The sequence below is a fragment of the Methylomonas sp. HW2-6 genome (assembly GCF_052474525.1).
In genome coordinates this window covers 2,692,184-2,716,680 of sequence record NZ_CP184124.1, presented here as the reverse complement: position 1 = coordinate 2,716,680, position 24,497 = coordinate 2,692,184, and the positions used below count along the sequence as shown (strand labels likewise).

Genomic DNA, 24,497 nt, shown 5'->3' with positions numbered 1-24,497 from the left:
GCAGCGGCCGGTGTATAATCGCCGAATTCATTATCGGCTTCCCTCATCCGCATGTCTTCGCTCAAAGTCCTGCTCTGCCTGCTACTCGTTTTTGTCGCCCACGGCTCCATCGCTTGGTATCGCAACCAACCGCAAGCGGCCGGCCCGGACGTGCCGTCAGGCAAATTGCGCAGCCTGTCGTTTGCGCCTTACCACGCCGGTTTCAGCCCGATCGCCCAAAAATTTCCGTTGCCGGAGCATATCGACACCGACGCCCGGCTGATCGCCGACAAAACGTACACCATTCGCACCTATTCCGTGCGCGGCGGCATGCAACCGACACCGGAATACGCCCGCCAATACGGTTTGAATATGATGATGGGCGCCTGGCTCGGCGACGGCCACCCGGAAAACAAAGTCGAAATCCAGAGCCTGATTCAAGCCGCCAACCAGCACCCGGACGTCGTAACCCGGGTCATCGTCGGTAATGAAGTGTTATTGCGCAAGGACATGGATATCGACACGCTGATCGCTTACATCCGCCAGGTGAAGCAAGCGGTCAAACAACCGGTGACCTATGCCGACGTCTGGTCCAGTTACATGCAATATCCGCAGCTGTTCCAGGAAGTGGATTTCATCACCGTGCATATCCTGCCTTACTGGGAAGACGAACCGGTCGCAATCGAACACGCCGCGGACCACGTCGAAAAAATCGTGCGCCAGATCGAAGAAAAGGCCCGCAGCATGGGCGTCGACAAACCGATTCTGATCGGCGAATCCGGCTGGCCCTCGGTCGGCAGGCAGCGCGGCGCCGCAGTACCCGGCGTGGTCAACTCGGCGCGTTACATTCGCGATTTGATTCAGGTCGCCAACCGCCACGGTTTCGATTACAACATCGTCGAAGCTTTCAACCAGCCATGGAAAAGCCACAATGAAGGCGTGGTCGGCGCCAATTGGGGCTTACTGGACATAGACCGCGAACCGGTGTTTCCGCTGACCGGACCGGTACAGGAAAATCCGGACTGGCTGCAGCAGTTCGGCTGGGCCGCGGCGCTGACTCTGGCCGTGGCCGGCATTGGTCGGCGGGCTTTACAACATTTGGCCTGGCCGAAGCTAACGGCGTATCTGCTGCTGATCCAGGTATTCTGCGGATGCCTGGTGCATCTGGCCGACTTATCCTGGGAGACCAGTTACAGCGTCTGGCAACAGGCCTACACGCTGATCATGATATGCGGCAATGCGGCACTCGCCGGCCTGCTGCTGATCCAGGTTTACGCCGCAGTAACCGAGCGAGCCGTTCCGGCACCCTGCCGCGCAGCGCTGCAAACCGGGTACTTGCTGTTCATGGCGTTGGCCGTCGCAAAAACCTATCTACTGGCGTTCGACGGCCGCTATTTGAGTTTTCCGGTCGAGCAATTCACGATTCCGGCCGTGGGGATCGCTGCGCTAGCCGTATGCCGCCGGCTAGGCGACTTGACGACGAATAGCCGGGCCGAGGCCGGCAAATACAGCGGCCGCCTGGCATTTTTGTTGGGCTTGGGCATATTCGGCGTCGTCGCCGGCGAAACCTATTCTTTCATGTCGGCCTACGACTTTATCCAGGCCCACCCCAGCATCGGCGAGGGCCTGCCGGTCGCGCTAGGCTATACCTTGCAGAACCGGCAATTGCTGGCTTGGCTGGTCTGCATCCTGATTCTGGCGCTACCGTACTGGCCGAAACCGAGCGGCAAGCCGCAACCAGCCGGCGATGCCCGCATTAGCGGAGAACCACAATGAAAGCCTCCTCCGCGACCCGATTCAAATGCGCTGCCGTGTTTTTAGTGTTCATGATTTTTAGCGTCGGACCGATTCCGATCACCAGCACACTGGGCTTATACGTGGTTATTTTCCGGCCGCGCTGGTTTAAAGAACTGGTTAACCGCGTCTACGCCGACGATTAATTGGCCGCCCGGATTCCGTGTTATCCCAGCTCCGGCAAGTCTAAGCGGTTTACCCGGCCGGATTTATCCATTATCGTTAGCTACCGGGCCTAATCGCCCACATCCAGCCATCACAACCCAGGAAAATTATTATGGAACGTCGCGATTTTATTAAATTCAGCGCGGCCGGCGCGGTAGCCGGCCTGGCCCTTCCCCACGCTGCTTCGGCGGCAGCCGGCGCGGTACCGACACCGCCGGGGGACCTGTTCTACACCAAGGACGCTCAGGGCCGCTGGGCCGGAAAGGCTGCCACCCACTTGCCGGTGATCGAGGCGACCAAAGACGGCGGCAAAATCAGCATAAAAGTCACCACCCCGCACGAAATGAAAGGATACGAGCATTACATCGTCAAACACGTGCTGCTGGACAAGGACTACAAATTCCTGGCCGAACACATGTTGGACCCAAGTAAAGACCCGGTGCCGGTTTCGACCTTTAGTTTGGACGGCTATGTCGGCACGCTTTACGCCCTGAGTTTGTGCAACAAGCACGATTTGTGGATCAGCAGCGCCGAGATTGCCTGATTCCTGCGCCCCCGGATCGGGGAAAGTATCCGGGGGCCTATTGCCGCAGTTAAACAGCCTGCCGGCGCAGTCGCCTAGCCCCACCCCTTCAAGTCACCCCCGGAGATTTGGGAGAGCGGCATGATTGCTCTCCCCTCAGCGCCTACTCAAGTTTGGTCTCCAACTCGTTAAACCGGTTATTCGGCCAATCCGTATCTTGCATCGCGACCATCGTTTCCGGGTCGAACCGAAGCAAAAAGACGGCGGGCGAAACTCAACAGGTCGTCGATCGCGGTGTAGGCTACCGGAATCACCACCAGACTCAACGCGGTCGATGTCAGCAAGCCGCCGATCACGGTAATCGCCATCGGTGCCCGGAAACTCGGGTCCGCGCCCAGGCCGAGCGCGATCGGCAGCATGCCGGCGCCCATCGCGATCGTCGTCATCAGGATCGGTTGCACCCGCTTGCGGCAACTGTCGATCACCGCGTCCAGCCGGCTCAGGCCGTGCTCCCGGCGGGCAATCATCGCGTATTCGACCAGCAGGATCGAGTTTTTGGTGACGACGCCCATCAGCATCAACAGCCCGATCACACTCGGCATCGCGAAGCTGCCGCCGGTCATCAGCAAGGCCAGAAAAGCCCCGCCCAGCGACAAAGGCAGCGCGCCGAGGATGGTCACCGGCTGACTGAAGTCGCCGAACAACAATACCAGCACCACGTAAATGCACAACACGCCAATAGCCATCGCCCCGCCGAAGCTGCCGAACAACTCGTTCATCCGTTGCGCATCACCCGATTCTATCGTGCGCACGCCGGCCGGCAGATTTTGCAGCGTCGGCAATTGCATGGCCTCGGCCAGCACGTCGCCGACCGCCCGCTCGCCCAACTCGATGTCGAAGGTGGTATTGCGCATCCGGTCCAGCCGGTCGATTTGCTGCAAGCCGCCGGCCAGGCGAATGTCGGCCAGGGTGGCCAAACTGACGCTGCCCCCGCGTCCGGCCACCCGCAGTTGGCCGATTTCGTCCAGACTCCGGCGGACGGATTCGGCCAGCCGCACCCGAATCGGAATTTGCCGTTGCGGCAGATTCAGCTTGGCCATCACGTTGGAGTAATCGCCGTAACTGGCGACCCTCACCACGTCGGCCAAGGCCTCGACCGTGACGCCCAATTCGGCGGCCTTGCCGAAATCCGGAGTGATTTGAATCTCCGGGCGTTGCAGGCTGGCGCTGGAGGTAATGTTCCCGAGACCGCGCAGTTGGCGCAACTCAAGCTCGACCGCATCGGCGGCCCGGCGCAAGGCTTGCGGATCGTCGCTGGCCAGCGTCAGTTGCAATTTCTCACCGCTGCCGCCGGCACCGACGGCCACCCGCACGCCGGGCAGATCGGCCAGTTGCTCGCGAATCGCCGCCTCGACCGCCGCTTGTTTATACGGGCGCTCGGCGCGGTCGCGCAGACTCAAGGTCAAGGTGGCCTTGCGCACTTCGTAGTTGGTGGTCGCGGCATCCGCGCCGCCGCCACCGCTACTGGAGACGCCGGCCGCGGTGAACACCTGGGTGACGTCGGGCAGCTCGCGCAAGCGGCGTTCGGCCTCGACGGCGACACGGCGGGTTTGCGCCAGCGAACTGCCCGGCGGCAATTCCAACGCAACCTTGGTCTGACTGTTATCCGCCGCCGGCACGAAGCCCTTGGGCAACAAGGGCATCAAGCTCAAGGAACCCACCACGAACACCACCACGCCGACGCCGACCGTGATTCGATGGCTCAGACACCACTCGACCGCCCGCAGATAAATGCGCATCACCGCGCTGTCGCCGCTATCGCGTTCCGGATGCGGCTTCAGTAAATAGGCCGCCATCATCGGCGTCAGCAAGCGCGCCACCAACAACGACGCCAGTACCGCGGCGGCGGCGGTCACGCCGAATTGGCGAAAGAATTTGCCCGCTACGCCGCCCATGAACGCGGTCGGCAAGAACACCGCCACTAGGGTAAACGTGGTGGCGATCACCGCGAAGCCGATTTCGTCGGCGGCGTCCATCGCCGCTTGCAACGGCGTCTTGCCCATCCGCAAATGGCGGACGATGTTTTCGATTTCGACGATGGCGTCGTCCACCAAAATCCCGACCACCAAGGCCAGGGCCAGCAGCGACAGAATGTTCAGGCTGAAGCCGAAATACCACATCGCCGCGAAGGTCGGCAAAATCGACAAGGGCAAGGCGATCGCCGCGACCAGCGTCGCCCGCCAATCCCGTAAAAACCACCAGACCACAATGACGGCCAGGAAGGCGCCTTCGTAGAGCAAATGCATGGAGCCGGTGAAGTTGTCCTCGACCGGCTGCACGGTGTCGAAGGCCTCGCGGATTTGCACTTGCGGATGCGCGGCGGCAAACTCGGCCAGCGCCGCGCGCACCGCTTCGGCCACGGTGACTTCGCTGGTGCCTTTGTTGCGGACGATGTCGAAGCCAACCACCGGCTTGCCGTCCAAAGTCGCGTAGGTGGAGCGCTCGGCGATGGTATCGCTGATGTCGGCGATTTGGTCCAGTTTGATGTGGCTGCCGTTGGCCAGCGGAATGTCCAGGTTGCGCAGCTCGCCGGCCGTCGCCACCCTGCCCAGGGTGCGCACCGCTTGCACGCCGCCGCCGATGTCGCCGCGGCCGCCGGATGCGTCCTGCTGTACTTTTTTCAGTTGCGTCGCCACCTCGCTGACCAGCGCGCCCAAGCCCGCCATCCGCACCGGATCGAGATCGACGTGCACCTCGCGATCGACGCCGCCGGTGCGGGTGACCTTGCCGACGCCGGTCACCGCCAACAAGCGCTTGCTGACCTCGTTATCGACGAACCACGACAAGGCCGCTTCGTCCATGTTGTCGGCGCTGACCACATAGGTCAAAATCGCGCCGCCGGCGGTCGTGGTCTTGGACACAATCGGCGCCGCCATCGCCGACGGCAATTCCGAGCGGGCACCGTCCACCGCGTTGCGCACTTGATTCAGCGCCTCCTCGGAATTTTTATCGATGTTGAACTCGACCTTGATCGAAACCGAACCGTCGGTGATCGTGGTGCGCACGTGCTCGACGCCGCCGATCGCGGCGATCTTGTCTTCGATCTTGCGCGCCACTTCGGTTTCCAATTGCGCCGGTGCCGCGCCTTCCAAGGTAGCGGCGACGGTGATGGTCGGCACTTCGATGTCCGGAAAGTTTTGTTTGCCCAATTGCTTGAGACCCATGCCGCCCAGGATGGACAGCACCGCGAACAACAATAAACTGGGTACCGGCTTGCGGATGGCCCATGCGGAAAAATTCATGATTTTACTCCCGCGCCCGAAACCGCTCGACGCGGCGCTTGGGCGCTGATAAATGGTGATGCGTTCGGCATCGTGGTTGAAAAAGCTGCCGTTGGCAGGTGCCCGCCGGCGCTTTAACCGACGGATGGCTTAGACCCGGTTTAGATCTTGGGCGTAACGTTGACGATGTCGCCGTCCTTTAAAAATGCGCCGCCGCCGGCAACCAAATGGGCATCGCCGGCAATGCCCTCGCGGATTTCCACCCAGTCGCCGACCCGGCGGCCGGTCACCACGTTGCGCTGTATCACCGTTTGAGTCCCGGTGGCGACCGAGGATTCGGCGACTTCGAACAAATAATCGCGGCCATCCCGCAACACCAGCGCGGTCTGCGGCACGACCAAGGCAGCCTGTTCGCCGACGGCGATGCTGCCTTGCAAATACATGCCCGGTTTGGCGGCGGCATTGGGAATATCGACGTAAACCAGCGCGTTGCGGGTAGCGTCGTCCACGGTTGGCGCGGTCATCCGCACAGTGCCGCTCACCCGGCCGCCGTCCGCCAAGCTCAATTCAACGGTTTGGCCGGGCCGAATTTGGGCGAGCTGCTGGGCGTTGACCTCGGCCCGCCACTCAACCCGTCCCTGCCGCACCAGCCGGAACAACTCGGTGCCCGCCGTCACCACATCGCCCAGGCCGGCGCTACGCGCCGAAATCACGCCATCATCCGAGGCAACGATGTGGGTCTGGCGCAAGCGAATGCGCTGGTTTTCCAACTCGGCTTCCGCCAAGGCCAGATCGGCGCGGGCGGTTTGTTCGGCGATCACGTATTCGTCGATTTTCTGCGACGATAGCGCGCCGCTGTCTTGAATTTCGCGGGCGCGGGCGGCGTCGGCGCGGGCCTTGGCCAAATTCGCCCGGCTTTTATCGACACTGGCTTGTTGCTTGTGCAGTTCGGCAACGACGGTGTCGTCGGCCAACACCGCCAAATCCTGGCCGCGCTTGACCCGGTCGCCAACATCGACCAAGACTTGTTTGATGCGCAAACTGCCGATTTCGGCGCCGATTTTGGCTTCCTGCCAAGCCGCTACCGCGCCGTTGACCTTGATCGTGGTCGGCCAGTCTTGCCGGCTCGGCGTCAGCGTTTCCACTGCCAGCACCGCCTTGGTTTTGGCGGCAACCTCAGCCGGCGCCGGTTTGACGGCGAATGCCAGCACGGCGATGCTCAGGCCGGCCAGCGTCAGGCCGACAAACCAGGTTTTAAGGTGTAGCGTTTGCCGTATCTTCATAATTGTTCCTCGTGCCGGGCGTCGCCGACGCTCATTTGCGTATCCTGGGCGCGCCATCCGCCACCCAGAGCCTTGTAAAGTGCGATCCAGTACTGCACGCGATTTTGTTGTTGAGTGATAAGGCTGATTTCCTGCGCGATCATCTGCCCGCGCGCATCTTCCAACGACAGCAGACTCAAGCCGCCGGCCCGCCAGTTCTGCTCGGACGCTTGAAAATACCGACGATATTGTTCGGCGCTACGGGCTTCGACGCTTTCGCGTTGCTCGGCGCCGCTCAGATTGACCAAGGCTTGCTCGACCTCCTTGACCGCGGCGCGAATGTCGCTCCGGTACGTGGCCAGCGCGCCGGCATAGGCGGCTTCGGCGCTATCGACCTTGGAGCGTAATTCGCCGCCGTCGAAGATCGGCAAGGTCACGGTCGGGCCGATCGACCAGGTGTTGCTGCTCAGGGTCAAGCCGGTGGTTTCGGTTTTGCGCTTGCCGATCGAACCGGTCAGGCTGACGCTGGGATAGCGCTTGGCGACCGCGTTGCCGATGTCGGCGCTGGCCGCCGCCAGCTTGCGCTCGTCGGCTGCCAGATCAGGACGTTGCGTCAACAGATCGGCCGGCACGCTATCCACCCGGAATTGAGTCGGGACCGGTAGGCCGCTGCCACTGCCCAACCAAGCGCGCAACTCGGTCTCGGCCAGGCCGGTCAACGCCACCAAGGCTTTAACCGTGTTGTCGCACTCGACGCGTTGGGCGATCAGACTGGATTCGCTGGCGTGCAGGCTGGCCTCGGCCAAGACCGCGTCGGCCGGTGACGAAAAGCCTGCATGAGCCAGAGTGCCGGTCAGGCGGGCAGTATCCTGCTTTGAGTCAATTGCGTTTTGATAGGCCGCCGCGGTCAGTTGGCAGGCCCGGTAACTGACGTAATCGCTCGCCACTTCCGCCGCCAAACTCACTTTAGCGTTGTGCAATGCCAATTCAGCCGCATCCAGCCGGGCCTGCTCGGCTTGGCGACCGAAGGCGAATTTGCCGAACAAATCCAGTTCCCAACTGGCATCCAGACTGCCGGACAGAAGTTGGGTAATCCCGCTGTTGAACCCAGTGCCGATAGCACCGCTGGCTTGGCCGTTGATACCGTTGGAGGTGCCGCCCTTGGAACGACTGAACGCGCCATTTGCCGTCAGGCCGGGCATGCCGCCCGCCTCCGCCCCGGCCAGACTGGCTCGCGCCGAAGCGATGCTCGCTACGGCTTGATCCAGCGTCGGATTATCCTGTTCGGCGGCCTGTAGCAAGCGGGTCAACACCGGATCGTTGAACTGGCGCCACCAGTCCAGCCGTTCCGCCGCGCCGTCGGCCTCGGTGCGTCGAACTTGCCATTGCGCCGGCGTGTCGACGGCCGGTCGAACGTAATCGGGAAACACGCTGCAGCCGGCCAGCGCGCCGCCGGCCAGTATGGTCATGATCGCGGCCTTCATGACGGCCTCCGGCCGGCAATGCCGTATAAAAACACCTGCACTACGAATTCGACGTGGGCGCGAGCATCCCAATCTGTTTCCAGAATGCCGAACAAGGCTTTGTTTCGCGGCTCGGCAATCAACATTTCCAAAAACAGGGCCGCCGCCGGCTCGAACTCCGCTACCGACAGTGCGGTTTCCGCGGCGTGCCGGTGCAGGTAAGCGGCGATCATCTCTTGAATGCGCTTGGGACCGGTGTTCTTGATCAAATCGCTCAGTTCCGGAAACCGGCAGGCTTCGGCGACGCCCATCCGGTAAAACGAGATCATATCGGGCTGCATGACTTTGCCCAGCAGCTTTTCGCCGAGCGCGATCAGGCCGTCGCGGCACGACAGATGCTCCAAATTTTCGATACCTTGCATTTCGGAAATGTCGGTTTCGACCAGCCTATCGACTGACGCCAGCATTAATTCCGCCTTGTTTTTATAGCGTTCGTAAATGGTCCGTGTCGAAACCCCGGCCGCCACCGCGATTTTGGCGATGCTGGCGGCGGCATAGCCCTCGCGCATGAACAACACCAGTGCCTGATCCAGCAAATGATCGTTGCGCTCGGCTTCGGTACCGGCTTTCGGCCTACCCACTTTAGGTTTGTTCGTCGTTTCCGCTGCCATCGTCTGCTCCGGTAAATAAAAATGAAACGTTTCGTTTTTATTATTTCCGAACAAACTCTATTTGGCAAGCACCGCATCGAAATATTTATCGCTGTTTCCGAACCTTATGCAATGGAACGGTGGCTAATCGGCTTTAGCGATGAATCCGGAAAGCATTGCGGAGGGAGGAAGGTGCGAAGCTCATGCGCAGGAAGGCCTATTGGAGAAGCAAGCGCTGATTTCTGAGCAGCAAAAACACGGGCGATTTTTTACCTGAAAAACTCGAACGGCTCAGGTGGCACAAATCCGGAGCAAAACGCCCCTACGCCAAACGATTTGCCGACTCTGATTTGCCATCTGGTGGTCAGCGCAGGCCCGGTGCGATGGACCTTGATCGGTAAAACAGTAAGGCCGGATATCTACAACCGGACTGAAAATTAACTCAAGGGCTTGAGGTTGGCGCGACCCGGAGCGGCCGCAATAGCGATATCGTCAGTATCGTCTTTCAACGCCACGCCGGACAGTTGCCGCTGTAAGGCTTGGCAGCTCAGATACGCCAATTTGGCCGCCGCCGCGGTGTAGCTCATGCCTGCGGGTGGGCGAATATTGGAAAGACAATTGCGTTCGGCGTCGGTGCGACCCGGTTGCGGGGCGTAGGTCAAGTAAATGCCCAGACTGTCCGCCGCACTCAGGCCGGGCCGTTCGCCGACGAGAATCACCGCCAGTTTCGCCCCCAGCAAAGCGCCGATTTCGTCGGCGACCGCGACCCGCGCGTCCGGCACCAGGCAAATCGGACCCAGGCTCAGCGAACACTTGGCGTAAGCTGCGACTATCGCCGCCAATAGCGCTAGGCCGTGCTGTTCGACGGCGGCTGAGGACAAGCCGTTGGTTACGACCAGCGCCACATCGGCGGCCGGCAAGTCCAGTTTTTGCAAACGGTCGCGGCTAGTTTGATCCAGGACGCGGCCGAGATCGGGCCGCTGCAGATAATGCTGCCGACTGTGGATCGGCGTTGCCAAGCGCAAGGTTTGCCAACCGTTTGCCGCCAGCGCCTCGGCAAAATCGCCGACTTGCCAGGGCTGATGCACTGCGTCCCGCGCCAGCGCGTGGGCCAGTTGGAATTCAAGCTGCGCCGCAGTCGGCGTGGCGCAGCCGGCCCGGCCCTGGCCGATGCGGGCCTGAGTGTAACGCCGGAGTTCGAACCAGGGGTCGGGCGCGGACATTATTCGAGCAAGGCCGCGAACCGGCTCAACAACGGGGCTTTGGCACGCAAGTCCGACAGACGGTTCTCGCCGTCGAAAATGCCCATCCGCTCCAGCCAGGCTTCGAATTCCGGCGCCGGCCGCAAGCCCAGCACTTGGCGCAGATATAAGGCATCGTGAAACGAGGTGCTCTGGTAAGCCAGCATCACGTCGTCGGCGCCGGGTATGCCCATGATGAAATTGCAGCCAGCGACGCCGAGCAGGGTCAATAAGTTGTCCATATCGTTCTGGTCGGCTTCGGCGTGGTTGGTGTAGCACACGTCGCAGCCCATCGGCAGGCCGAGCAATTTGCCGCAGAAGTGGTCTTCCAAGCCGGCGCGGATAATTTGTTTGCCGTCGTACAGATATTCCGGGCCGATGAAGCCGACCACGGTATTGACCAGCAACGGCGCGAACTCGCGCGCCACGGCATAAGCCCGCGCCTCGCAGGTTTGGGCGTCGACACCGTGATGGGCGTTAGCGGACAACGCGCTGCCTTGGCCGGTTTCGAAATACATCACCTGATTGCCGACATCGCCCCGGTTCAGCGCTTCGGCCATCGCTTTGGCCTCACCCAACAGCGCCAGATCGATACCGAAACTACGGTTGGCCGCTTCGGTGCCGGCGATGGATTGGAACACCAGGTCGACGGCTGCACCGCGTTGCATCAACTCCATTGCCGTCGTCACGTGGCACAGTACGCAGGACTGGGTCGGAATTTGGTAACGGCCGATTGCGTCGTCGAGCAATTCCAGTAAGGTGCGCACGTTGTGCAGATTGTCGGTGGCCGGATTGATGCCGATCACCGCGTCGCCGCTGCCGTACAGCAAACCGTCGATGATGCTGGCGGCGATGCCGCGCGGGTCGTCGGTCTGGTGGTTGGGTTGCAAGCGGGTCGATAGGCGCCCGGCCAAACCCAGCGTGTTGCGAAACCGGCTGACCACGCGAAGGCGGCGCGCTACCGCGATCAAATCCTGATTGCGCATGATCTTGCTGACCGCCGCCACCATTTCCGGCGTCAAGCCGGCGGCCAAAGCCGTCAGGTCGCCGGTATCGGCCAACAGCCAGTCGCGGAATTCGCCGACCGACAACGCCGCCACCGGTGCAAAGGCCGCCGGATCGTGACGTTCCAGAATCAATCGGCTGACCTCGTCGCGTTCCGGCGGAATCAAGGGTTGCTCCAGAAATTCGCGCAACGGCACATCGGCCAGAATTTGCTGGGCGACGGCACGCTCGAATTCCGATTCTGCCGCCAATCCGGCCAATTCGTCGGCCGCCCGTCTGGGCGAGGCCTTGGCCATCAAGGTACGCAGATCGGCGAAACGGACGCTTCTGCCGTGTACGGTTGCCGAGTATTGCATGGTCGAGCGGCCGCGGCCGGAAGTTGAAGATACCGATCGAGGATACGTCGGCCAGATGACCGATTTATGACAGCGGCCATTTCCGGCATGCTGCCAACGCTAACAAATTTGTAATATTTCCCGATTAAACTGAAATAAGATTCGGCCCGGCAGTCGGGCCGGCTTACTTGACCACTTCCGGATTTATTCGATGACTGACACCAACACCACTTCTCCAACCCTGACCATAGGCGACAAAACCCACCCGATCGACAGCCTTAGCGAGCTTGCCAAAGCGCAACTGGCCAATCTGCAAATCGTCGACGCCGAGATTCAGCGGCTGCAACAACAATTGGGCATAGCCCAGGTCGCGCGGGAAACCTTTCTGACCACGCTGCAAACCGAATTCGCCAAATTGGGTTAAACCGTTTTCGGCTGGAGCGCCGGTGTTTTCGCTACTGACGCTGAATCTGCATACCTACCAGCAACACTCCCGCCACAACTGCTTCGAAACCATGCACCTGCACGAACGCGAGGTGCACATCATCGCCGAAGCCGTTGCCCAACAAGGCATAGACGCGATCTGCTTTCAGGAAGTCGGCGAATACCGGTACGATCCTATTACTCAGCCTTATGGTGAGGCGCCGTCGAACATGGCATTCCGGATTTGCCGGCGCTTGCGGGAATGGGGGCATTGGTTCCACATCCACCAGGATTGGAGCCATATCGGTTTTCAGCGTTGGCGGGAAGGCACCGCGATCCTCAGCCGCCATCCGCTGCGGCACAACTATTCCGCCTACGTCTCGCACGATTCCGGCAAAGACAATTACATGTCGCGCAATGTCACGCTGAGCTGCATCGACATCCCCCACTTCGGCCTGCTGCACTTGGCCAACGTGCATTTGAGCTGGGCCCACCACGGCTTCCATCAGGAATACGAACGGCTGAAATGGCTGATCGGGTCGCGTTACCATTTCGGCGTCCGGGGCGATTTGATGGTCGGCGATTTCAATGCGCCAGCCGGCGAGCAGGCCTACCATAAAATCGTCGGCAACGGCGAATACGTCGACCAATATCACGAGCTACATCCGCAGCGGTTTTACGAACCGACTTTCCGCGGCCAGATCGACGGCTGGCGCCACAGTCCGCCGCGGCGCATCGATTACATCTTCAAACGTAAGGGCCAGCCGTTGCGGGTCCGCGAAATGACGCCGATTTTCAACGACACGTTTTATCCGGCCGTATCCGACCACTTCGGTTATCTGGCCCGCTTCGAATTGTTTTGAGCCGGAGGCGTTTGGCTTGCGTCAAATAACCGTAACCGTACCTTAACCGTCCTGTCACGGCCGCGCCCTAAAATCCAGGCTTTATTCCCGGCTCCGGACACGTGCCATGACAATCCGTATTCTGATTTTGTTGGCGATGGGCTGGCTGGGTGGCTGTGCGACCAGCGCCGACCGGCACGCGGCATGGCCGGCCAGCTTGCCGGCGCAAGCCGGGTTTGCCGAGTTTTACCTGCAAGACCACCGCAATGCCGAGCTGCAAAGCCTGGACCAATACCTGGCCTGGGTCGAACGTTTTTACCAGGGCTGGGACCTGTATCCGACCGGCTGGAACCAAATCAGCCGGGATTTGGCCGGCAAAATTACAGACCCCGGCGTCAAACGCGAAATAGCAGCCAAACTGCGCCGATTGGGCATCGCCATCGCCGCAGAATGGGCCAAAGACAATAGCGTGCGCCGCATCACGACCCGGCACGTCGGGATATGGGGCAACGCGTTGCAAAAATCGGCCGAACGCGCCGAAATCCCGAACATCGTCGACCGCGTGCTGGACGACGTCGACAACCTGCTCAACAATCGCATCGCCGCCGACGTCATCACCGAAAACCGATTCTACGCCGAGGAAGACATGCTAAACGAAATCAATTGAGCACAAGGTATCTCGATTCGCCCGGATTAGGCTGGAAGGTCTAGATGACAAAGATCGGCACCTACCCTCCGGTTTGGCTGGGTTGACGATGGCCGCGAACACGTTATATTGAACGCCCAGGCCTCGAGCCGACTCCCCTCCCGGAAACAAGGCCGGCACCGATGCCAAGAAGCATTCATTTATGCATCCTTACCGCTTTGGCGGCCTGTACTCCGCCCAACGAAACTTCTGCGCCGGCAAGCTCTACCCTGGAAGCCGCGATCGCCGGACACTGGCGCGAGCCGGCCAACGTCGCCCGCGACATCTGGCGGCATCCGGCACAAACTTTAAGCTTTTTTGAAATCTATCCCGATCAGACCGTGATCGAAATCATCCCCGGCGGCGGTTGGTACACCGAAATCCTGGCTCCTTTGCTAAGGGACAACGGCCATTACGTCGCGGCAGTGATCGACCCGGACAGTGCCGTTAATCCAAGTTCGCAGTACTATTACGATCGGCAACTCAAAACCCTGAAAATCAAACTGGCGCGTTTACCCCGTATTTACGGCAGACCGGAAATCCGCCGCTTCGACGAAGGCCACCCCCGATTCGGCTCTCCCGGCTCGGCCGACAGGGTACTGACCTTTCGCAACGTGCATAATTGGCGGGAAAACGGTACTGCAGAATCGATGTTTCGCGGCTGTTTCGACGTGTTGAAGCCCGGCGGCATTTTAGGCGTCGTCGAACATCGGGCCAATCCGGATGCAGCCAACGGCGGCAACGCCGGTTACACCACGCAAAACCAAGTGATTGCCTGGGCCGAACAGGCCGGATTTGAGCTGGAAGCCGCCAGCGAAATCAACGCCAATCCGGCAGATAGCAAAGACCATGAGAGCGGAGTCTGGAATTTATCGCCCAGCTTCAGCCTCGGCGCGAAAAACCGGGCGAAATACGCCGCCATCGGCGAAAGCGACCGCATGACTTTACGCTTTCGCAAACCGGTAATCGATCAAGCTGAGCGGTAGCCAGCTACTGTTGATCTTAAAAACAGTTGGCCCTGTAAAACTCTTGCACTTGGGCAGTCGAAGGATGGAACCGCTTTTTCAACGATCCGGGAACTGAAGCTGTTACAGACTATCCCGCGCGAGCTCAGGAAATGCGGAATTCCTCAAACTACAACCCCACAAACTCCATCAACCCCTGCAATTCCTTGGGTTCCAATTCATAAAACGAATGCGCCCTGACCCGCTCCGGCAGCGTGACGTCGCCATAGCGGACCCGGATCAGGCGGCTGACTTTGACGCCTTGCGATTCCCATAGCCGCCTTACCAAGCGGTTGCGGCCCTGTTTCACCGTGGCGTAGTACCATTTGTTGGCGCCCTCGCCGGCGTAGAAACTGACGTCTTCGAAATGGGCCGGGCCGTCTTCCAGCTCAACCCCGGTTTTCAAGCGCTCCAGCATGGCATCGTCGACTTCGCCCAGGATCCGCACCGCGTACTCGCGCTCCACTTCCCGCGACGGATGCATCAAGCGGTTGGCCAATTCGCCGTTGTTGGTGACCAGAATCAAGCCGGAGGTGTTGATATCCAATCGGCCGACCGCGATCCAGCGTCCGACCTGCAGCCGCGGCAGTTGGGTAAATATCACCGGCCGGCCTTCCGGATCGCGGCGGGTGACCAATTCTCCGACCGGTTTGTGGTACACCAACACCCGGGTCGGCTGTTCGGCGTATTTCTCCCATTTGACGATGCGGCCATTGATCTGCAAATGGTCGTCCGGTTTCAGGTGGTAGCCCAACTGCACCGGGTTGCCGTTCACCAACAGCTTGCCTTCGCTGATCCAGCGCTCGATTTCGCGCCGGGAACCCAAACCGGCGCGGGCCAGCAATTTTTGAATCCGTTCGCCGCCCGCGCTTACGTTGTCAGTGGAGGGTGAGGCCTTTTTCGCCGTCGGCGCCGGTTTCGGCTTGCGCATTGGCGCCGACTTCGGTTTGCGGTTCGGTTCGATCGGCTTCCGGTGCTCCGGACGGGTTGACGGTTGGTGCGGTTTCGACGGTTTGCGATCTTTCACTGTGGTCCTGCTCGGTCTGCGGTTGCGGCGGATTACCGAAATCGAAATCGGCGATTTCTTGCAAGGTCGGTAAGTCGTTCAACGAAGTTAAATTGAAATAATCCAGAAATAGTTTGGTGGTGCCGAACAAGGCCGGCCGGCCCGGCACCTCTTTATGGGCGATCACCCGAATCCACTCCCGTTCCAGCAAAGTCTGGATGATGGAACTGCTGACGCTGACGCCGCGAATGTCCTCGATTTCGCCACGGGTCACCGGCTGACGGTAGGCGATGATGGCCAGGGTTTCCAATAGCGCGCGCGAATAGCGGGCCGGTTTTTCCTCGAATAGCCGGGTCACATAAGGCGACAGGCCTTCGCGCACCTGAAACCGGTAACCGCTGGCCAGTTGCCGGAGGCCGATCGGCCGATCGGCGTAATCGCGGGCGATGTCTTCCAGGGCCATCTGAATCGTCAGTGTGTCCGGCTGTTCCAGTTCCGGAAAGGTCTCCTGAATCTGACGGATGGTCATCGGCCGATTGGCGGCAAACAAGATGGCTTCGACGATGCGCTTGGTGTTCATGTCGCAGTCTTTAACCCGTTCCGGCGCCGGCAAATGGCGTTCGACGATGATAGCCTGGTGTTCGCTGGCGCGGATGACGGCAGCCCATTGCGGCGGCAGGCGGGTCGAGCGGCGGCGGATAGCAATAGTCTCGGATTTTTGCTCGATTTCAGGTTTACGCCAATCGCTTTGCCAATTAGGCCGCAAACGTACTGCACGCCGGCCCGCAGGCTTGGCAAGGACCGGCGCTTCGCGCGGCTCCGGTTGGACGCGAGATTCGCCGCTCCAGCCGGGTGGAAACCGTACTGCCCGACGCTTGACCGGAACCAAAATTTTGACCGGCTCGGGTTTGATCCGCGGCTTGCGCGGGGCGCGAGGCTTGGTTGGCGGGCTAACATGGTCGACAAGGCTGGCGGTTGGCGGCGGCTCAATCGCCTGTGCCGGTGTTGGCGCGGAAACGGACGTGGATGCCGGCGTAGGGCTCGGGCTGAAAGATGTCGATGACTCGTTCCTTGGAGAGTTCAAGGATGGCAAGAAACGCGACAACCACCCCGTTTTTTCCTTCACCTCGGGTAAAACACGCTGGGAAAGGGAGGATATCTGCTCGGTTAAGTTTTTCCAAAATGGCTGCCATTCGTTCACGGACTGATAGGGGCTCTTTGGTTATGTGGTGGTGGCTGAGCCGTTCGGCGCGCTTCAACACGTCCTGAAAGGCCAGCAATAATTCCTTGAGTTCCACGTCCGGCACAATCTGCCGAACGTTGACAGTCGAGGTGTCGACGCCGAATTCGAAGGTGTCGCGCTCGTTTCTGGGCAACAGATCGATCTCTTCGGCGACTTTCTTGATCGCCTCGTATTCCTGCAATTTACGGATCAAAAACGCCCTGGGGTCTTCTTCCTCTTCCTCGCTCTCCGGCTGGCGCGGCAACAACATCCGCGATTTGATTTCGGCCAGCAAGGCCGCCATGACCAAATATTCGGCGGCCAGTTCCAGGCGCAGGTTTTCCATCATTTCGATATAGGCGATGTACTGCCGGGTGATCTGTGCGATCGGAATGTCGAGAATATCCAGATTCTGGCGGCGGATCAAATACAGCAGCAAGTCCAGCGGCCCCTCGAAGGCGTCGAGAAACACTTCCAGCGCATCGGGCGGAATGTAGAGGTCTTCCGGCAGTTCCTGGAACGGCTGGCCTTGGACCAGGGCCAACGGCGCCGCAACCGGCTCGACGGCTAATGCGGTTTCGTTCAAACCTAAATTCCCGCCAGACTGAAAAACAATTGCTGGGCGTAATACAACGGGTAGGCCAGGACGTATTTCAAGACATCGGTCGCCAACAGAATCAGCAAAATCACAAAGCCGAAACGTTCCAGGCGGTTATATTGCCAAGCCCAGTAATGCGGCAGCATACCGGACAATATCCGGCTGCCGTCCAGTGGTGGGATCGGCAACATATTGATCAAGGCCAATACCAGGTTGATGCTGATGCCGGCCACGCCGCTGTAGATAAAAGGCATTGAAATAAATTCGATTTCCAGCATCACCCCCAGCCTGGCGATCAACGCCCAGGCCGCGGCCATCAACAGGTTGGACACCGGTCCGGCCAAGGCCACCCAGGCCATACCCTGCAACGGTTTCTTGAAGTTACGCGGATCGACCGGCACCGGCTTGGCCCAACCGAATACGAAGCCGGTGAAAGTCAGCAGCAACAAGCCGGGAATAATCAGGGTTCCCAAGATATCGATATGCTTGAGCGGATTCACCGTCAACCGGCCTTGCGACGCCGCGGTATTGTCGCCCAATAGTTTGGCAACCCAGCCGTGAGCCACTTCATGCACGGTAATCGCAAAAATCACCGGTAAGATCCAGACCACGATGCGCTGCACCAGAGTTAATTCGTCCATCATCGTTTTTACTCCAACATCGGCGCGATACCGATACCTTGCCTGACTATTTCGATGGTTTTATCGCCGCAGGCGATTACCGTGGTCGATTGGTGCTCGATCACGCCGCCGTCAATGACCAGAGCCAGCTCTTTTTCCAGGCGCTGCCTGATTTCGTAAGGATCGGCCAGCGCATCGGTTTCGCCTGGCATGATCAGGGTAGTGGTCAGCAACGGCTCGCCCAACTGCTCGACCAAGGTTCTGGCAATGACGTGATCCGGTATCCGCACGCCGATAGTTTTCTTTTTCGGGTGTTGCAGCCGGCGCGGCACTTCCCGCGTCGCATCCAGCAAAAACGTGAACGGCCCCGGCGTCAGTTTTTTGATCAGCCGATGGGCATCGTTACCCATTTTGGTAAAGGTCGATACCTGCGATAAATCGGTACAAATCAATGTGAAATTGTGATTATCGTCCAGCCGGCGAATCGCGCGGATGGTATCCATCGCCGCCTTGTCGCCGATCTGGCAGCCCAACGCGTATGAGGTATCGGTCGGATAGGCAATCACGCCGCCGTCGCGCAGAATATTCAGGGCTTGTTGAATCAGCCGCGGCTGCGGATTCTTCGGGTGGATTTCGAAATATTGCGCCATGGGCTAGAAAGTCGGCTTAAAGAAGGTCATTGTACCGCACAAGCGGCGGAAAACCTTGCCGGACATTTGCCTTGCCGGCTAACGGCCACAACTTAACTTGCTGAATCCGTTAATTTATTACCTCTCCGACTGCTTTTTCGCGACCTTGTCACGCAAATAGACCGGCATGGCCTGCTCCACCGGCACCGCACCGCCGTTGGCGCACAGAAATGCGCCGAGTTGGGCGATACAGGCGGCGCGCGGCCATATTGCTTCGGCTTCGACGGACAACAGCCGCTGACCTAATCGCTGCGCCAGCAGCTCGGCGTACTCGGTCCAGCCGGAGCCAACGCCATAGCCGGTTTCATCGCCGACCTGAATATCCGCGGCGGGCGTAACCGCTTCGGCGCCGAGCAATTCGGCCAAGCCCAAGTCGCTGCGCCGATAAACGCCCCAAAAGATCTCGCCCATCCGCGCATCCATCGCGGTAAATGCAATTTCGGGATCGCTGCGCTTATTGAAGAAATCTTGAGCAATCGCGGCCAGGGTCGATACCGGCGCCACCGGCAAATCGGCACCGTAGGCGATACCCTGTACCACGCCGCCGGCGATGCGAACGCCGGTAAACGAGCCGGGACCACGGCTGACGGCGATGGCATCCAACTGTTGCGGCCGCAGTTGCGCTTCGGCCATCAGACGGTCGATCATCGGCAGAATCAACTTGGTGTGCTCGCGCGGCGCGATGGCAAACTCTTCCCGGATTTCGCCGTTGATGAACAATGCCGCCGAACAGGCGTCGGTCGAGGTTTCTACCGCTAGTAACTTCAAAGCCTTTCCTTCGTTATGCAAAAAATTGGCGGACGTCGGCGATATCCCGGCTGCGTTTCATGGCCGGCACGCTATCCAGAAACATCTGGCCGTAGGAGCGTTTCAACAAGCGCGGATCGCAAACCATCAACACGCCGCGGTCGTTGACGTCGCGGATCAAGCGGCCCACGCCCTGGCGCAGCATGATGATGGCAGAGGGCAATTGGTGTTCGAAAAACGGGTTGCGCCCCTGCTTCTCCATTGCGTTCATCCGCGCCTTCAATACCGGATCGCCCGGCGATGCAAACGGCAGCTTGTCGATAATCACGCAGGACAAGGCATCGCCGCGCACGTCGACGCCCTCCCAAAAGCTGGCGGTGGCCAACAGCACCGCATTGCCGAGTTCCTTGAACTGATCCAGCAACACACCTTTGGACTTGGTACCTTGCACCAGCAAGGGGTGGTCGAGTTTGCCTTCCAGCAATTGCGCGGCGCGCTGCAAGGCCCGGTGGCTGGTGAACAGAAAAAATGCCCTGCCCCGGCTGGCTTCCAACACCGGCAACGCAAAATCGACGATTTTGTCGGTAAAGTCCGGATCGTTCGGTTGCGGCAGGCCCTTGGGGTGGTAAAACAAAGCTTGATTCGGATAATCGAATGGGCTGTCCCAGCTTTGGCTCAACGCGCCGCTCAAACCCAAGCTCTTGGAGAAATGCACGAAATTGTTGGCGACGCTGAGCGTTGCCGAGGTAAATATCCAGGTGGCCTTATGGCGAGCCATGAAACCGCGGAATTCCTTGGCGATATCCAGCGGAGTCCGGCTCAGCGTGAACGACTTGCTGTAGGTTTCGTACCATTTGATCCATTGGCCGTCCTTGTCGCTAATCAAGGTATCCAGTTGCGCATCCAGCGCCTCGGCCCGATCGAAGCAGGACTCCAGGCCTTTGCTGCGCACCGAAGCCCGCTCCAATTGGTCGGTCAAGCGGGCCAACTGCTTTTGCAGGGATTCCAAGGCGCCGGCGATTTTCGGATTACTTTCGATCTCCTGCCAGTCGCCACGCCTCAGCTCCAAGCCAAAGGCCAAACGCATGTCCTTGACTTCGTGCTGCAAATCCTCGCAAGCCGTGCGCAGGTCCGGCATGTCCTTGGCGTCGGTAAAATATTCGGCCAAGGCATCGTCGGCCAGATCGGTCAACTGTTTGCCGCTGATGGTCACGCCCAGAAAATTGGAGGCGGTGTCGGCCAATTGATGCGCTTCGTCGATGACGACGACATCGGCATCGGGTAGCAACTCGCCGAATCCGGTCTCGCGAATCGACCAGTCCGCGCACAGCAAATGATGGTTGACCACGACGATATCCGACTCTTGCGCCTGTTTGCGGGCTTTGGTCAGGAAGCAATCGGCGTAGTCCGGGCAATTCTGACCCAGACAGTTGTCGGTGGTCGACGTGGCGTGAAACCAGACCGGGTCGCCGTCGTGGACATCGGCCGCTTCCGAGACGTCTCCGGTTTTGGTGCGCTTGGACCAGGCCTTGATTTGCGCCAGCGCCGACGCCTCTTCCCGGCTATAGCCGAAGGCGGAATTCAGCGCCTGTTCCAAGCGGTAGGTGCACAAATAATTGGCCCGCCCTTTCAACAAACCGGCTTTAAAAGGCCGTTTCGCCAACGCTTTGCGTATCAGCGGCAGATCTTTATTGAACAACTGGTCTTGCAGGTTTTTGGTGCCGGTCGACACGATCACGCGTTTGCCGGACAGGATGGCCGGAATCAAGTAGGCGAAGGTCTTGCCGGTGCCGGTGCCGGCCTCGGCGATCAAGTTTTGTTGCGATTCGATGGCGTAGGCGATTTTTTCCGCCATCTCGATCTGGGCCGCGCGCGGCGAGTAACCGGCGATGATGCCGGCCAAAGCGCCATCGCTAGCGAACACTTCATCCAGTTTACTCACGCTAACACTGACTCCGCTGCAACTTCAGCCGGTTTAATGACCGAAAAAGCTTTCGGCTTTAGCTTTGGCTTGTTTGGCGCCTTGCGGGTTTTGCTGCATGTTGCGCGCTTCGGCAATCAACATCCAGCTTTTACGTTTCAAATCCAGGTTGCTTCCTGCGAGCAGAGCCGCCTTGCCGGCCAGTTCCTCGGCCAGTTGCGGCTTGTTCTGTTTCAGGCGCAATTGGGCCAGTTTGTAGGTCAAGGTCGGGTTACGAGCGTCGATGCGCAGCGCGCGTTCCATCACGACGACAGCGGCATCCAGATCGCCGCTGTTGCGGCTACGGTCGGCTTCGCTGAGCAGCGCCAGCACGGCAGGTGGCGTCCCGCTCGGAATCGCGGCGTCTTCCACCGCATATCTCGGCGCCGGCACGGTAGCCAGCGGCGTAGTCGGATTGACCGGAACTACCGGAGCCGCCGCGCCGGGCTGTGCCGGCGGTACGTCGGCCGGCGGCATCAACGGTTCGGCGCGGAAGGCCGGCAAATTGGGCTCGACTTTCACGCTGCCGGGGCCGCTGTCAATGGCATAAGTTGCGGTCGGGTTGGGACCTGCGGCCGGTTTTTTTGGGGCGACGGCTGTTGCCGGCGCTTTTGCCGCCGGCTTTTTCGCAATCTTTTTCGTCGGCGAGCTGCCTGACACCGGTGGTTCGGCTACGCTGCTACAACCTGCTCCGAGAAGCAAAAACGGGACCAGGGCCAACAAACATTTATTTTTCATTAGTGATGCCAATTCAAACAGATAAAAAGTTAAAACAGTTCGATCTCGTCCGGACGGCTCTGTGCACTTGCCTGAGCAAACAACAATAGCGCCTCTTCGATGCTCTTACCTTGATGGATGGCGTCGAACATGACTTTTTCCGACTCCATCGTGTAGCGGCTGCGAATACTTTCCTGAAATTTGTGCCACTCCAGCGGATTGTATAGCCGGTGCGGCGTCTCGATGATCTCGGACAAGCCCTTCAGGTTGTTCGAGACGTGCTGCAGGCATTGCTGCATGCGATCGTAGAATTGAAACGCCACGATCGCCTGATTGATCTTGTCCTGCATCGACTCGCAATAGCCCAAAGCCGCAGCGGACGAGTCGTTCGGGGCGACCAAGGCTAGAAACTCGTGAATTTTCTGCATATCGTCGACCATATGGGTAAACGTACTGGCCAATGCGTTAACCGATTCGTCGCCGTCTTTAATGCTGCTCTCAACTTGGGCCACCGAGACCGTCAACAGCTTGATCGTCTCCCTGATTTGGCTCCAATCCAAGTCGGGCTGGTTTGATACTGAATAATTCATAAAGCAATCCTGGAAGTAAATGTATCGATTCGAGATCGACGGCCAGCGCGGGTATTGTAACCGACTATGCGCTTCGGCATGGCGTCGGCTTAAGTATAGAAAATTCGCCGATTTCAGCGCGCTTGCCAGCCGCTTTTTTGATTCCGTCCGGCAGCCGCCGCTTTAGCGGAATTTAAGCCGAAATCCCGCCCGGTTGACGATGGCGCGCGGGATGGAGTAGAAAGACAAACAGTGGCACGCCTCCATGCTTGCCAACGCCGCAACCGATCTTGAAAAGGAACCCATGAATATACAATCCGCCGGTAAAAAATTGTTCGTCCTGGACACTAACGTCTTGATGCACGATCCGACGTCAATCTTCCGGTTTCAGGAGCACAACGTATTCATCCCGATGGTGGTATTGGAAGAGCTGGACCACGCCAAGAAAGGCCTATCCGACGTATCGCGTAACGTCCGCCAAGTCAGCCGGTTTCTGGACGAGTTGATCCGCGACGCCGACCAGCAATCGATCAAAGACGGCCTGCCGCTGTCCCGGATCGAGCACGGGCTGGCCGGCGAGCGCGAATTCGACGGTCGCCTGTTTTTTCAAACCCGGCAATTGTCGCATTTGTTACCGGCCGATCTGCCGGGCCAAATCGCCGACAACTCCATTCTCAGTATCGTGCTGGCTTTGAGCAAGGAATATCCGGATGTCAACGTGATTTTGGTGTCGAAAGACATCAATATGCGCATCAAAGCCGCCGCGCTGCAAATCAACGCCGAGGATTACCACAACGACCAGACCATCGAAGACATCGACCTGCTTTACAGCGGCAGCCTGGCGCTGGATGCCGACTTCTGGGACGAAAACGGCGGCAAGATGGAATCCTGGCAGGAAAACAACAACACCTACTACCGGATCAACGGGCCGGCGGTCAGGGAGTGGTATCCGAACCAGTACCTGTACATGGAGGGTGAGGACAGCTTCGAGGCGATCGTAAAAAGCTGCGACGGCGAGACCGCGGTGCTGCAATTGGCGCGGGACTTCCGGACTAAACACAATAATATCTGGGGCATTTTCGCCAAAAACCGGGAGCAAAATTTTGCGTTGAATGCCTTGATGGATCCGGAAGTGGATTTCGTAACCCTGATCGGCTCGGCCGGTACCGGCAAAACCCTGCTGGCATTGGCGGCCGGCCTGTCGCTGACGCTGGAGCGGAAGCTGTATCAGGAAATCATCATGACCCGCGAAACCATGCCGGTCGGTCAGGACATCGGCTTTTTGCCGGGTAGCGAGGAAGAAAAGATGGCGCCGTGGATGGGCGCGCTGATGGACAATCTGGAACTGCTCGGCAGCCGGGCCGGCAATACCGAATGGGAACAAGGCGCGTCGCAAAACGTCGTGATGAACCGGGTAAAAATCCGCTCGCTGAATTTCATGCGCGGCCGCACCTTCCTCAACCGCTATCTGATTATCGACGAAGCCCAAAACCTGACGCCGAAGCAACTGAAAACCCTGATCACCCGGGCCGGACCGGGTACCAAAATCATCTGCATCGGCAATCTGGCGCAGATCGATACGCCCTACCTGACCGCGACCAGTTCCGGCCTGACCTACGTGGTGGACCGCTTCAAAAACTGGCCCAATAGCGCTCACATCACCTTGCGCCGCGGCGAACGCTCGCGTTTGGCCGATTTCGCCTCGGACAATTTGTAA

Annotated in this window: 24 protein-coding genes; 9 read left to right on the top strand and 15 right to left on the bottom strand. The window is 59.4% G+C overall.

What is annotated here, in order from left to right; all coding sequences use genetic code 11:
* The first annotated feature begins 51 nt into the window (after positions 1-51).
* The 3 genes from ACH518_RS13455 (at position 52) to ACH518_RS13445 (ending at position 2,482) form a co-directional block, all read left to right on the top strand.
* Complete coding sequence (locus ACH518_RS13455) at positions 52-1,755, top strand: glycoside hydrolase family 17 protein (RefSeq protein ID WP_445370450.1); 1,704 nt, start codon at positions 52-54, stop codon at positions 1,753-1,755.
* A complete protein-coding gene (locus ACH518_RS13450) occupies positions 1,752-1,919 on the top strand; it encodes a hypothetical protein (RefSeq protein ID WP_186289507.1) in 168 nt (55 codons plus the stop codon). Before ACH518_RS13455 ends, ACH518_RS13450 begins: the two co-directional genes overlap by 4 nt.
* Positions 1,920-2,050: 131 nt before the next feature.
* On the top strand, positions 2,051-2,482 hold the full coding sequence (locus ACH518_RS13445) for a desulfoferrodoxin family protein (protein ID WP_140911566.1): 432 nt from the start codon (positions 2,051-2,053) through the stop codon (positions 2,480-2,482).
* Positions 2,483-2,658: 176 nt separating this feature from the next.
* On the opposite strand, the gene ACH518_RS13440 is transcribed toward ACH518_RS13445, so the two are convergent.
* The 4 genes from ACH518_RS13440 to ACH518_RS13425 form a co-directional block, all read right to left on the bottom strand.
* Positions 2,659-5,763 carry an efflux RND transporter permease subunit gene (locus tag ACH518_RS13440; RefSeq protein WP_445370449.1) on the bottom strand — a complete coding sequence of 1,035 codons (3,105 nt, stop codon included), beginning with the start codon at positions 5,761-5,763 and terminating at the stop codon, positions 2,659-2,661.
* A 140-nt stretch (positions 5,764-5,903) separates the two neighbouring features.
* Complete coding sequence (locus ACH518_RS13435; RefSeq protein ID WP_445370448.1) at positions 5,904-7,025, bottom strand: efflux RND transporter periplasmic adaptor subunit; 1,122 nt, start codon at positions 7,023-7,025, stop codon at positions 5,904-5,906.
* Positions 7,022-8,488: an efflux transporter outer membrane subunit gene (locus ACH518_RS13430; RefSeq protein WP_445370447.1), complete on the bottom strand. Its 1,467-nt coding sequence runs from the start codon at positions 8,486-8,488 to the stop codon at positions 7,022-7,024. Before ACH518_RS13430 ends, ACH518_RS13435 begins: the two co-directional genes overlap by 4 nt.
* On the bottom strand, positions 8,485-9,138 hold the full coding sequence (locus tag ACH518_RS13425) for a TetR/AcrR family transcriptional regulator (RefSeq protein ID WP_445370446.1): 654 nt from the start codon (positions 9,136-9,138) through the stop codon (positions 8,485-8,487). Before ACH518_RS13425 ends, ACH518_RS13430 begins: the two co-directional genes overlap by 4 nt.
* A 21-nt stretch (positions 9,139-9,159) precedes the next feature.
* Here ACH518_RS13425 and ACH518_RS13420 point away from each other — a divergent pair, with 21 nt between their 5' ends.
* Positions 9,160-9,363 (top strand): hypothetical protein, encoded by a 204-nt coding sequence (locus ACH518_RS13420; RefSeq protein WP_445370445.1) that lies wholly within the window; start codon positions 9,160-9,162, stop codon positions 9,361-9,363.
* A 191-nt stretch (positions 9,364-9,554) separates the two neighbouring features.
* Here the strand turns inward: ACH518_RS13420 and eutC are convergent, their stop codons facing one another.
* Together eutC and ACH518_RS13410 are read right to left on the bottom strand one after the other, a co-directional pair.
* Positions 9,555-10,340 carry an ethanolamine ammonia-lyase subunit EutC gene (eutC, locus tag ACH518_RS13415; RefSeq protein ID WP_445370444.1) on the bottom strand — a complete coding sequence of 262 codons (786 nt, stop codon included), beginning with the start codon at positions 10,338-10,340 and terminating at the stop codon, positions 9,555-9,557.
* Positions 10,340-11,719, bottom strand: coding sequence for an ethanolamine ammonia-lyase subunit EutB (locus ACH518_RS13410; protein ID WP_445370443.1), 1,380 nt, complete (start codon positions 11,717-11,719; stop codon positions 10,340-10,342). Before ACH518_RS13410 ends, eutC begins: the two co-directional genes overlap by 1 nt.
* A gap of 190 nt (positions 11,720-11,909) precedes the next feature.
* Here ACH518_RS13410 and ACH518_RS13405 point away from each other — a divergent pair, with 190 nt between their 5' ends.
* The 4 genes from ACH518_RS13405 (at position 11,910) to ACH518_RS13390 (ending at position 14,634) form a co-directional block, all read left to right on the top strand.
* On the top strand, positions 11,910-12,122 hold the full coding sequence (locus tag ACH518_RS13405) for a DUF6447 family protein (RefSeq protein ID WP_140911573.1): 213 nt from the start codon (positions 11,910-11,912) through the stop codon (positions 12,120-12,122).
* A gap of 22 nt (positions 12,123-12,144) precedes the next feature.
* Positions 12,145-12,984: an endonuclease/exonuclease/phosphatase family protein gene (locus tag ACH518_RS13400; RefSeq protein ID WP_445370442.1), complete on the top strand. Its 840-nt coding sequence runs from the start codon at positions 12,145-12,147 to the stop codon at positions 12,982-12,984.
* Positions 12,985-13,090: 106 nt separating this feature from the next.
* Positions 13,091-13,630: a hypothetical protein gene (locus ACH518_RS13395; protein ID WP_445370441.1), complete on the top strand. Its 540-nt coding sequence runs from the start codon at positions 13,091-13,093 to the stop codon at positions 13,628-13,630.
* A 161-nt stretch (positions 13,631-13,791) separates the two neighbouring features.
* On the top strand, positions 13,792-14,634 hold the full coding sequence (locus tag ACH518_RS13390; protein ID WP_445370440.1) for a class I SAM-dependent methyltransferase: 843 nt from the start codon (positions 13,792-13,794) through the stop codon (positions 14,632-14,634).
* Between the two features lie 148 nt (positions 14,635-14,782).
* Here ACH518_RS13390 and rluB read toward each other — a convergent pair whose 3' ends face one another.
* The 9 genes from rluB to ACH518_RS13345 all read right to left on the bottom strand — a co-directional run bounded on the left by rluB (position 14,783) and on the right by ACH518_RS13345 (position 22,801).
* Positions 14,783-15,583, bottom strand: coding sequence for a 23S rRNA pseudouridine(2605) synthase RluB (gene rluB, locus ACH518_RS13385; protein WP_445370439.1), 801 nt, complete (start codon positions 15,581-15,583; stop codon positions 14,783-14,785).
* Positions 15,531-16,424 (bottom strand): SMC-Scp complex subunit ScpB, encoded by an 894-nt coding sequence (scpB, locus tag ACH518_RS13380; protein ID WP_445370438.1) that lies wholly within the window; start codon positions 16,422-16,424, stop codon positions 15,531-15,533. Before scpB ends, rluB begins: the two co-directional genes overlap by 53 nt.
* Positions 16,425-16,644: 220 nt before the next feature.
* Entirely contained in the window at positions 16,645-17,466 is an 822-nt protein-coding gene (locus tag ACH518_RS13375) for a segregation and condensation protein A (protein WP_445370437.1), read from the bottom strand.
* A 2-nt stretch (positions 17,467-17,468) separates the two neighbouring features.
* Positions 17,469-18,122: a site-2 protease family protein gene (locus ACH518_RS13370; RefSeq protein ID WP_445370436.1), complete on the bottom strand. Its 654-nt coding sequence runs from the start codon at positions 18,120-18,122 to the stop codon at positions 17,469-17,471.
* A 5-nt stretch (positions 18,123-18,127) separates the two neighbouring features.
* On the bottom strand, positions 18,128-18,748 hold the full coding sequence (locus ACH518_RS13365) for an L-threonylcarbamoyladenylate synthase (RefSeq protein ID WP_140911577.1): 621 nt from the start codon (positions 18,746-18,748) through the stop codon (positions 18,128-18,130).
* A 117-nt stretch (positions 18,749-18,865) separates the two neighbouring features.
* Positions 18,866-19,555, bottom strand: a complete 690-nt coding sequence (gene tsaB, locus ACH518_RS13360; protein WP_140911578.1) for a tRNA (adenosine(37)-N6)-threonylcarbamoyltransferase complex dimerization subunit type 1 TsaB — start codon at positions 19,553-19,555, stop codon at positions 18,866-18,868.
* Positions 19,556-19,568: 13 nt separating this feature from the next.
* A complete protein-coding gene (locus ACH518_RS13355) occupies positions 19,569-21,389 on the bottom strand; it encodes an ATP-dependent DNA helicase (RefSeq protein ID WP_409563845.1) in 1,821 nt (606 codons plus the stop codon).
* Between the two features lie 120 nt (positions 21,390-21,509).
* A complete protein-coding gene (locus ACH518_RS13350) occupies positions 21,510-22,232 on the bottom strand; it encodes a tetratricopeptide repeat protein (protein WP_445370435.1) in 723 nt (240 codons plus the stop codon).
* A 29-nt stretch (positions 22,233-22,261) separates the two neighbouring features.
* Positions 22,262-22,801 (bottom strand): hypothetical protein, encoded by a 540-nt coding sequence (locus ACH518_RS13345; protein WP_140911581.1) that lies wholly within the window; start codon positions 22,799-22,801, stop codon positions 22,262-22,264.
* A 283-nt stretch (positions 22,802-23,084) separates the two neighbouring features.
* Here ACH518_RS13345 and ACH518_RS13340 point away from each other — a divergent pair, with 283 nt between their 5' ends.
* A complete protein-coding gene (locus ACH518_RS13340) occupies positions 23,085-24,497 on the top strand; it encodes a PhoH family protein (protein WP_140911582.1) in 1,413 nt (470 codons plus the stop codon).

Coding starts and splice junctions, on each gene's coding strand:
- ACH518_RS13420 (WP_445370445.1), top strand. CDS start 9,160: ATGAAACGTTTCGTTTTTATTATTTCCGAACAAACTCTATTTGGCAAG.
- ACH518_RS13355 (WP_409563845.1), bottom strand. CDS start 21,389: ATGGCGGAAAAAATCGCCTACGCCATCGAATCGCAACAAAACTTGATC.
- ACH518_RS13445 (WP_140911566.1), top strand. CDS start 2,051: ATGGAACGTCGCGATTTTATTAAATTCAGCGCGGCCGGCGCGGTAGCC.
- ACH518_RS13435 (WP_445370448.1), bottom strand. CDS start 7,025: ATGAAGATACGGCAAACGCTACACCTTAAAACCTGGTTTGTCGGCCTG.
- ACH518_RS13430 (WP_445370447.1), bottom strand. CDS start 8,488: ATGAAGGCCGCGATCATGACCATACTGGCCGGCGGCGCGCTGGCCGGC.
- ACH518_RS13395 (WP_445370441.1), top strand. CDS start 13,091: ATGACAATCCGTATTCTGATTTTGTTGGCGATGGGCTGGCTGGGTGGC.
- ACH518_RS13350 (WP_445370435.1), bottom strand. CDS start 22,232: ATGAAAAATAAATGTTTGTTGGCCCTGGTCCCGTTTTTGCTTCTCGGA.
- ACH518_RS13365 (WP_140911577.1), bottom strand. CDS start 18,748: ATGGCGCAATATTTCGAAATCCACCCGAAGAATCCGCAGCCGCGGCTG.
- ACH518_RS13370 (WP_445370436.1), bottom strand. CDS start 18,122: ATGATGGACGAATTAACTCTGGTGCAGCGCATCGTGGTCTGGATCTTA.
- ACH518_RS13390 (WP_445370440.1), top strand. CDS start 13,792: ATGCCAAGAAGCATTCATTTATGCATCCTTACCGCTTTGGCGGCCTGT.
- ACH518_RS13440 (WP_445370449.1), bottom strand. CDS start 5,763: ATGAATTTTTCCGCATGGGCCATCCGCAAGCCGGTACCCAGTTTATTG.
- ACH518_RS13345 (WP_140911581.1), bottom strand. CDS start 22,801: ATGAATTATTCAGTATCAAACCAGCCCGACTTGGATTGGAGCCAAATC.
- rluB (WP_445370439.1), bottom strand. CDS start 15,583: ATGCGCAAGCCGAAACCGGCGCCGACGGCGAAAAAGGCCTCACCCTCC.
- ACH518_RS13455 (WP_445370450.1), top strand. CDS start 52: ATGTCTTCGCTCAAAGTCCTGCTCTGCCTGCTACTCGTTTTTGTCGCC.
- ACH518_RS13340 (WP_140911582.1), top strand. CDS start 23,085: ATGAATATACAATCCGCCGGTAAAAAATTGTTCGTCCTGGACACTAAC.
- eutC (WP_445370444.1), bottom strand. CDS start 10,340: ATGTCCGCGCCCGACCCCTGGTTCGAACTCCGGCGTTACACTCAGGCC.
- ACH518_RS13425 (WP_445370446.1), bottom strand. CDS start 9,138: ATGGCAGCGGAAACGACGAACAAACCTAAAGTGGGTAGGCCGAAAGCC.
- ACH518_RS13405 (WP_140911573.1), top strand. CDS start 11,910: ATGACTGACACCAACACCACTTCTCCAACCCTGACCATAGGCGACAAA.
- ACH518_RS13450 (WP_186289507.1), top strand. CDS start 1,752: ATGAAAGCCTCCTCCGCGACCCGATTCAAATGCGCTGCCGTGTTTTTA.
- ACH518_RS13410 (WP_445370443.1), bottom strand. CDS start 11,719: ATGCAATACTCGGCAACCGTACACGGCAGAAGCGTCCGTTTCGCCGAT.